Annotated in this window: 7 protein-coding genes and 1 pseudogene; 3 read left to right on the top strand and 5 right to left on the bottom strand. The window is 63.7% G+C overall.

Annotated features, from left to right (window positions below; genetic code table 11):
- The 3 genes from EN990_RS34045 to EN990_RS34035 form a co-directional block, all read right to left on the bottom strand.
- The coding region (locus EN990_RS34045; protein WP_164766213.1) for a substrate-binding domain-containing protein at positions 1-459 on the bottom strand (459 nt) is incomplete at its 3' end.
- A 39-nt stretch (positions 460-498) separates the two neighbouring features.
- Positions 499-1263, bottom strand: coding sequence for an ATP-binding cassette domain-containing protein (locus EN990_RS34040; protein ID WP_013532175.1), 765 nt, complete (start codon positions 1261-1263; stop codon positions 499-501).
- Positions 1260-2426, bottom strand: coding sequence for an ROK family transcriptional regulator (locus EN990_RS34035; protein ID WP_013532174.1), 1167 nt, complete (start codon positions 2424-2426; stop codon positions 1260-1262). The genes EN990_RS34040 and EN990_RS34035 overlap by 4 nt, the downstream gene beginning before the upstream one ends.
- Positions 2427-2648: 222 nt before the next feature.
- Here EN990_RS34035 and EN990_RS34025 point away from each other — a divergent pair, with 222 nt between their 5' ends.
- Positions 2649-3827 carry a M24 family metallopeptidase gene (locus EN990_RS34025; RefSeq protein WP_127385800.1) on the top strand — a complete coding sequence of 393 codons (1179 nt, stop codon included), beginning with the start codon at positions 2649-2651 and terminating at the stop codon, positions 3825-3827.
- On the top strand, positions 3814-5043 hold the full coding sequence (locus EN990_RS34020) for an amidohydrolase (RefSeq protein WP_063167799.1): 1230 nt from the start codon (positions 3814-3816) through the stop codon (positions 5041-5043). The genes EN990_RS34025 and EN990_RS34020 overlap by 14 nt, the downstream gene beginning before the upstream one ends.
- Before the next feature lie 49 nt (positions 5044-5092).
- Here the strand turns inward: EN990_RS34020 and EN990_RS34015 are convergent, their stop codons facing one another.
- Positions 5093-6397: a M23 family metallopeptidase gene (locus EN990_RS34015; protein WP_127369663.1), complete on the bottom strand. Its 1305-nt coding sequence runs from the start codon at positions 6395-6397 to the stop codon at positions 5093-5095.
- A 150-nt stretch (positions 6398-6547) separates the two neighbouring features.
- Complete coding sequence (locus EN990_RS34010) at positions 6548-7015, bottom strand: peroxiredoxin (protein ID WP_023810305.1); 468 nt, start codon at positions 7013-7015, stop codon at positions 6548-6550.
- 95 nt (positions 7016-7110) lie between these two features.
- Between EN990_RS34010 and EN990_RS34005 the strand changes: the two are divergent.
- Positions 7111-8632, top strand: a pseudogene (locus EN990_RS34005) (hypothetical protein); the annotation flags it as partial.

The raw sequence follows: 8632 nt of genomic DNA, 5'->3' as shown, positions 1-8632 counted from the left end.
CACCGAGCCGTTCTTGGCTTTCAGCAGCTTCTCGGCCTGATCCGCGGCGACGTAGCCGATCTCGACCGTTCCGGCGACAGAGGTGAAGTCGGACGGGGTCGAGGTGATCTGGCGGTCGAACTCGACCACCGGGATGCCGGCGGCGCGCGCGGCTTCGATGGACGGTTTCAGCGCATTGAAGTCGACTGCAGCCAGGATGATGGCCGCCGGCTTCAGCGCGATGACGTCGTTCATCTGCGATTGCTGGGCGTCGGTCTTGTTGTCGGCGTTCAGCGTCTTCATCTCGTAGCCGGTCTGCTTCAGGAACAGTTCCAGCGCGCTCACCGAGCCGGTCTGGAACTCGTCCAGCAGGGTCGGCACCATATAGTAGACGATACCCTTGGACTGGGCGAATGCCGGCGTGAGCGTGGCAAAGGCCAGTGCAAGGATACCGAAGACAGCAAGAAGTATTCGCTTCATGTCGTTCGCTCCTCTTAAGCCGGACCCCTCTTTTGTCCCTCAGCCTGTCGGTCCGGCACCGGCAAGCGTCTCACCGGTGATCATGTTGATCACCGCGTCGGGACTTGTTTTATTGCGTGCGACATCGCCGGCCACGACGCCCTGGCGGATCACCACGATCCGGTCGGCGACCTGAAAAGCCTGCTGCATGATATGGGTGATGATGACGACGCCGATGCCCTGATTGGCCACCTGGCGGATCATGTCGAGACCGCGCCGCGTCTGTTCGACACCGAGGGCGGCGAACGGTTCGTCGAGCAGCACCAGCTTGCCGCCCCAGTGCACGAAGCGGTTGAGTTCGATGGCTTGCCGCTGGCCGCCCGAAAGGTGCTCGACATTGGCGCGCAGCGAGGGAATGCGGGTGCCGGCATTGGCCAGCGCCTTTCCGACGACGGCTTCCATGGCGCGCTCGTCAAGCACGGGAATGCCGAGAAACTTGCGGGTGATCTCGCGGCCCATGAAGAAATTGGCGACCACGTCGACGTTGGTGCACAGCGAGAGATCCTGGTAGACGGTCTCGATGCCGGCCGCCTTGGCCTCGGCCGGTGATTTGGCGAGGAATTCCTTGCCCTCGAACAGCATGCGGCCCGATGTCGGCTCCAGTCCGCCTGATATGATCTTCACCAGTGTCGATTTGCCGGCGCCGTTGTCGCCCAGCAGCGCCACGACCTCGCCCTTGCCGATCGAGAAGCTGATCCCCTTGAGCGCTTCGATCGCGCCATAGTTCTTGGTGACGTTGTCGAGCACCAGCAGGGGTTCACTCATGCCGCAATCTCCCTGCCTTTGAGAAGGTCGCGCTCGCGTTCGCGTTCGGCCGCGAACATCTGCCCGAAGCGAGGTGACAGAACCCCGGAAACCGCCAGGGCGGCGGCGCCGCGCAGCACGGAATGCTGTCCGCCGCGCGCGACCACGACCCTGGGCGTCGTGCGGTCCTTGCGGGCCGAGACGGAGTTGTGCAGGCCTGCGGCCGAACCAGCCAGCATTTCGAGCAGGTCGGTGGACGCCAGCCCGCCGAGGATGACCGTCTCCGGGTCGAACAGGTTCTCGATGACGGCGACGGCGTTGTGAAAGATCGGTGCGACTTCGGCCACCCAGTCGGCCTCGCTGCCGTTCCAGCGCCGGAGCGCCTCGAGCGACAAATATCTTTCGAGGCAGCCGCTGTTGCCGCACGGGCAGGCCTCGCCGCCGGGAATGACGGGAATGTGTCCGATCTCGCCGGCATTTCCCCAGGCGCCGCGCAAGGCGCTGCCGTCATGAACCATGACGCCGCCAAGGCCGACGCCGAAATAGAGATAGTAATATTCGGAAAACTGGGCGCCGAGGCCATAAAGGCGCTCGCCCATGGCGGCCGCGGCCATATCGGTTTCAAAGAAGGCCGGCAATCCGGTGGAGGCCGCCAGCCGTTCGCGCAGCGCGACATCCTTCCAGCCGGTCATGGTGGTCGGCCCCACGAAACTCATGGACTCCACGTCGAAGGGGCCAGGCAGGGCCATGCCGACGCCCAGCACCCGTCCGCCAGCCCGCAGTCTGGTCAATTCCACCACCATCGCCCCGATCAACTCGAAGGCGTGGTCCGGCGTCGCGTTCGGCGCTTCGCGGTAGATGCTCTCGATCACGTCGCCGCTCAGATTGATCAAGGCGGCGCTGATACCAAGCGGGGTGATGTGGATGCCGACGGCATAGCCGCCCTCGGGGTTGATCCGGAGCGTCGCCGGCGGCAGGCCGCGCCCCTTCGGCTCTTCGCGCAGCGACAGGATGTAGTCCTGATCTTCCAGTTCGCGAACGATGGTCGATACGGTCTGGACGGTGAGGCCGACGCGCCGGGCGATCTCGCCGCGCGCGATCGGCCCGTGCAGGCGGATGGACTCAAGCACGATGCGCCGGTTGTATGGCCGCCCGAACTCCTGATTGGTCCCCCGCAGTGCCATGCCTTGCGCCCCTTAGGAGAGGATAGCTTGGCACCGCTTATTTATTCAGTCAAATGGAATTCAAAAATAAATGATAGTGAAACACAAATCTTGGGAAGGCCGGGTATGGACGTACCCGGTTCAGGACCTGCCCACACGCCGCCCTGGCCGATTGCCGCCATGGCGAAACCTCTTCAATGGTGAGCGAACCCGCGACCGTTGATGACAAAGCATGGAGCAAAGATGATCGAATTGCCGTTTGCCCGCGACGAGTACCGACAGCGGCTTCGCAAGATCCGCACCGAGATGGCCAAGCGCGGTCTCGAGCTCCTTGTCGTCAACGACGTTGCCAACCAGCATTACATCACCGGCTATGACGGCTGGTCGTTCTACACGCCGCAGGTGGTGCTGGTTCCAATCGAGGAGGTCGAGCCGGTCTGGATCGGGCGCGCCATGGATGCGGCCGGCGGTCTTCTGACAGCCTGGATGAAACCGGAAAACGTGGTCGGCTTTCCGGAAGACCATGTCCAGCGAGGCGATCGCCATCCCATGGACTGGATTGCGAACTGGATTGTCGCCAGGGGCTGGGGGAGCCGCCATATCGGCATCGAACTCGAAGCCTATTATTTCTCCCCCAAGGCGCACGCCCGGCTTGTCGCCGGACTTCCCAATGCAAAATGGCACGATGCCGACCTGCTGGTGAACTGGATCCGCGCGGTCAAATCGGCGCCCGAGATCGCCTATTTGCGCAAGGCGTCGACGCTCGCCGAAGCGGCCGTCACGCGAGCCTTCGAGGTGATCGCGCCGGGCGTTCGCGAATGCGATGCCATCGCCGCCATCCAGGCGGCGCAGATCGCGGGCAGCCAGGATTTTGCCGGCGACATCACAGCGCTTCCGCCGACAATCCTCGGTGGCGAGAATGCCTCGGCGCCGCACATCATGTGGAGCGACAGGCGGTTCGGAGAAAACGAGACGATTGCGCTGGAACTTGCCGGCGTTTGCCGCCGCTATGCCGCCGGCCTCGCCAGGACCATGCAGCTTGGCAAGACGCCGACAAATGTCTCGGATACCGCCAAAGCGGTGATCGAGGGCATGGACGCGGTGCTCAACGCGGTCAGGCCGGGAACGACTGCCGAAGCGGTCGAAGCTGCCTGGCGCAAGGTCATCCAGCGCTACGGACTGAAGAAGGAATCGCGCATCGGCTACTCCATCGGCGTCGCCTATCCGCCGGATTGGGGCGAACACACGATCAGCCTCAGGCCGGGCGACAAGACGGTGCTTGAACCGGGCAACGTCGTTCATTCCATCCTTGGCATGTGGATGGACGGCTGGGGCATCGAGGTCAGCGAGACCATCCTGGTCACCGAAACCGGCCACGAGACCCTGACGAAGTTCCCGCGAGAGATCCATGTCAAATCCTGAGGGTTCGGCCACGGCGGGTGGTGTTGCGAAAACCGTGACGACCGATATCGACGCCGGAATTCTCGACCGGATGATCGAGGTCCGTCGCCATCTGCACCGCAATCCCGAGCTTTCGAACCAGGAGGCCGGCACGCAGCGTTACCTCAGGCAGATGCTGGTGGATCAGGGAATCGTCGACATTCGCGACGTCGCCGGCTTTGGCCTTGCCGTCGATATTGTCGGCGCCGGCAGGCCGTCAAATCGAAAGATCGCCATTCGCGCCGACATCGATGCCTTGCCGATCGAGGAGGAGTCCGGTGTCGATTATGCATCGACGAATCCAGGTGTGATGCATGCCTGCGGTCACGACGCCCATGCATCGATGGCTTTCGCGGTGGCCGCGCATCTTCACCAGTCGCGGGACAGTTTTGGCGGTACCGTTCGCCTGATCTTCCAGCCGGCGGAGGAGGACGAACCGTCGGGCGGCAAGCGGGTGGTGGAAGAGGGGCTTCTCGACGACATCGACGCCGCCATCTGCGTCCACGTCGATCCGTACACACCGACCGGCAAGATCGCCGTCGGCTCCGGTCCCTACACTCTGGCCTGTGACACGTTCGATGTGGCCGTCATCGGCTCGGCGGCACACGCGGCAAAACCGCATGAAGGCGTCGATGCGTTGGCCGTGGCTTGCTCCCTGGTGAGCGAATTGCAGAAGATCGTTTCGCGCGAGACCGATCCGTACGATCCGCTGGTGATTTCCGTCACGGCCATCAATGGCGGCAACGCATATAATGTCACCGCCGGCAGGGTCACGTTGAAAGGCACCATCCGCAGCGGCAGCGATGCAACCCGCGAGCGGGCCTGGCACCGCGTTCGTACGATAGCCGAGGGTATGGCGACGAGCCACGGCGCGCGTGTCGAGGTCGACATCCACAAGGGCGAACCCGGCGTCGTCAACGATGTCGAGATGACAGAGCTGATTGCCGCCAGCGCCAAGGCCTGCATCGGTGCCGACAACGTCCTCAACACGCCCGGATGGACGATCGCGGACGACTTTGGCTACTACAGCGAGAAACGTCCTTCGGTCTATTTTCGGCTGGGAATCCGGAACGAGGAGATCGGATCGGTCTTTCCGCTCCATCACGCCCGGTTTCGTGTCGACGAGGCCGCGTTGAAGGTCGGCGCGACCACCCTGGTTGCGGCAGCGACGGCGTTTCTGTCGACGGGAGCGCCTTAGTCAGCCATCATGATGGTCATCGGCGCATGGGGCAGGAGCCTGGGATCGCTTACAGATACTGGGCGACCTTCTTGCCGACCGTGAGGAAGCGCAAGGGATCGATCGCTTCGCCATTGTGGCGAACTTCGTAGTGCAGATGCGGGCCGGTCGAGCGGCCGCTGCTGCCGGTCTTGCCGATGACGGCGCCGGCGTCCAGTTTCTCGCCGACGGTCACGTCGATCTCGCTGAGATGCCCGTAACGTGTCGCAAAACCATTGCCATGGTCGACTTCAACCATGCGGCCATAGCCGCCGTTCCAGCCGGCCTTGGTGACGGTGCCGGGCGCCGTGACCTTTGCGGCCATGCCGATCGGCGCCCTGAAATCCATGCCGGAATGCAGTGCCGCGGTGCCGAGGATCGGGTCGGTGCGCACGCCGAACGGGCTGGTGACGGAGTGGCCCGGCGCGGGGTTGGTCAGCGGCAGCTGGCGCGCTTCTTTCTTGAGATGGTCGAGCGCGTCCAGCGCTTCGTCCAGCTCCTTGACCTTGCTGTCGAACATCATCGAACTGTCGAGCGGGATCAGCGGTCCGCCGACGTCGCTGTCGCCCTTGCCGAAGTCGCTGTCGACGGGCAGTCCGGCCGCCTCGAGCGCCTGGGTGATGGCATCGGCGCTCTTATAGGCATTGTCGGCAAGCGTGCTGATGCGGGTCAGTTGATCGCTCTCGATGGATTTCAACGACTGGTTGATCGAGACGAAGAGCTTGTCGGCACGATCGGCGGCTGAATCATTGGGCAGCGGATCGGAGCGGGTTGACCACAGCGAGAACGGCCTTGTGTCGCCGGCGCCGAGATCGGCGCTCAGGCTGGCGACCGCATAATTCCGCGCGGGCTCCTTGATGCTGCCGGTCGCTTCGGCGCGTTTGTCCGGCTTCGCAGCCGCTGCCGGATCTTCGGCCGGCGCTGCGCCGACTTCGCTCTCGGCGCGTTCGAGCAGCGGACCAAGGCGGCCATGACGCTGGCTCAACTGGCTCTGGCGTTCAAGCAGTTCGCTGACCTTGGTTTCCATCAGCTGCTGGTCGAGCAACTGGCGGCTGGTGATGCGGTCGACCTGGGCGCGAAGCGCCGAAATGCGATCTTCATAGGCTTGCTGCATGCGCGCCTGACGCGCCGTTGTGGCGCCGATCAAATCGTCGCGCAGCACGAGATAGGAGGTGGCCATGAGGTAGCCGACGGCAATGGCGGCCAGCGCCGAGCCGATAAAGGCCGCCAGCCACGGTCGGATCGTAAAATGCCTGATCTCGTTGCCCCGGGCGATGATGACCGTATGGGGCTCCTTACGCTTGCCGAAGACTGCGGACTGACCGGTTGCGTTCACGGGACCAAGCTTTCGTTTACGACACCACGACAGCTTGATTACACATTATTAGGGTTAACAAAGGCTTGCAGCGATAGCTTGCTCGCAGCGATTGCCCGCCAGGCGTGCGTAAGGTTGCAAGGGAACCTGGGCCAGCCTCGCCGGCAAACCTCAAAGCGCTCGAACGGCCTCGAGCACCTCTTCGGCATGGCCCTTGACGCGGACCTTGCGCCAGATCCTGGCGATCCGCCCGTCGCGGCCGATCAGGAACGTCGCGCGCTCGACGCCCATATACTTGCGGCCATACATCGATTTCTCGACCCACAGATGGTAGGCCTCGATCACCTTGCGCTCCTCGTCGGCGGCGAGGTCGATGGTGAGATTGTATTTCGACTTGAACTTGTCGTGCTTCTTGACGGGGTCGGGCGACAGGCCGATCACCACGGCGCCGGCCTTCTCGAACTCCGGCTTCAACTGCGAGAAGCTGATCGCCTCCTGCGTGCAGCTTGTTGTGTCGTCCTGCGGATAGAAATAGAGCACGATGGGCTTGCCGGACGATGCGGCAAGGCTGACCGATCCGCCGCCGTCCCGCGGCAGGTCAAATTGCGGCGCAAGATCGCCTACGTCGAGGTCAGCCATACCGATGCCCTTGTTTGAGGTTACGCGCGAAGCCACACCGATATAGTGTCGGACGGGGATTCGTCCACGATCGAGTTCGTACAACGGAAAATTGCGTGGATCAGGAGCGACCGCAGCACGAGAAGATCCGGTTCAGGCGTGATGAGATCACCGACCTGGGGACCTTTCCGTCCGCCTGCCGTGTGCCGCCGCTTGGTCAGGCGTCGATCGGACGCGGTTTTCGCATCCTGTCGCGACTGTTCGCCGGTCTGGTCGCTTTCGTGCTGCTGGCCGCCGTGCTCGTTTATCTGGTTGGCGCCTCCGGCATCGGAGCCGACCGGCTTCGCGCCGAGGCGGAAACGGCGCTTGAGAAACTGGCGGGCGTCGATGTCAATGTCGCGGTCGGGCCTGCCCGCATCACGCTCGACGGTTCGAGTTTCATCGCGCTTCAGGTCAGCGACGTCAGCTTGAAGACATCAGACGGCAAGCCGATGGCCGATGCCGGCCGCGTGCGCTTCGGCGTGCGTCTGTTCCCGCTGCTGTGGGGAGATGTGCGGCTGACCAGCGCCAGGATCTCGGATGCCCGCATCGTCGTGGCGGCGATGCCGTCAGGCGGCGACTGGACCGCCGGCCTGCGCAATGCGGACGGCCTCATCGATCCGGAGAAGCTGTCCGCCGCGGTGTTCGGAAACATCAACCACGCACTCGATGCCGTGCGGGAGGATTCGCTGCGTCGCATCGATCTTCGCAATGTCGAATTCGTGCTGCCCGAAACCGGAGCGATCAAGCTCGTCAAGATCACCGACGCCACCGTCGTGCAGTCGGGACCGGGCGGCATGCAGTTTTCCTCGAAGGCAGACATCGACGGCAGGACGCTTACGGTTGCCGCTACCGCCACCCGTGATATCGCGGCGCACCGGGTCACGGCGCTGGATGCGAGCGTCGATCTGGCCGACACCGGCGCGGCCGCTGCCGGCAAGTTGGGACCCGTCGCGTTGAAGCTGACGGGATCGGAAGGGTTCGGCGTGAACGCATCGCGGCTGACGGCCGCTTTGTCATCGACGGGCTCTGTCCTCGATCTCGGCACGCGAGGATTGCTGGCGGCGGACGTCGATATCAATGCGACGCTGGTTGCTGGCAGCAACAAGGTCCAGGTCGACAGATTGCTGCTGAAGACCGGCCGCTCGACATTCGATTTCGCCGGTTCGATCGGGCCGAAGCCGGCAAGCGGAGCGGTGGGTGAAGAGCCCTCCTATCGCTACGACCTGACCAGCGACGGATCGTCGCTTGCGCCTTCGGAGTCGCCCGAGCCGGCGCTCACCTTCCTCGCCCGGATCGCCGGTGTCTACAACACGGTGAGCCACAAACTGGTCGCAGAGCAGATCGCGCTTCGGTCCGCCGGCTCCGGCGAGGTGCTTGGCACCGCCGCCGTGGCGTTCGTCGACGGCAAAGTGCCGGGGATCAATCTGGCGTTCAACATCCACGACATGCAGGTCTCTCACGTCAAGCAGCTATGGCCGTGGTTTTCGGCGCGCAATGCCCGGCTCTGGGTGCTGGCCAATCTGTTCGGCGGCCGTGTCGTCGACGCCAACCTTCAGTTCCAGGTGGTGCCGGGCCGGCTCGGCAACGGCGTGCCGC

This window comes from Mesorhizobium sp. M7A.F.Ca.US.005.03.1.1, assembly GCF_003997975.1.
Lineage (GTDB): Bacteria > Pseudomonadota > Alphaproteobacteria > Rhizobiales > Rhizobiaceae > Mesorhizobium > Mesorhizobium ciceri.
Note: the sequence above shows the minus strand (reverse complement) of the source record. Positions and strands in the feature narration are given on the sequence as shown.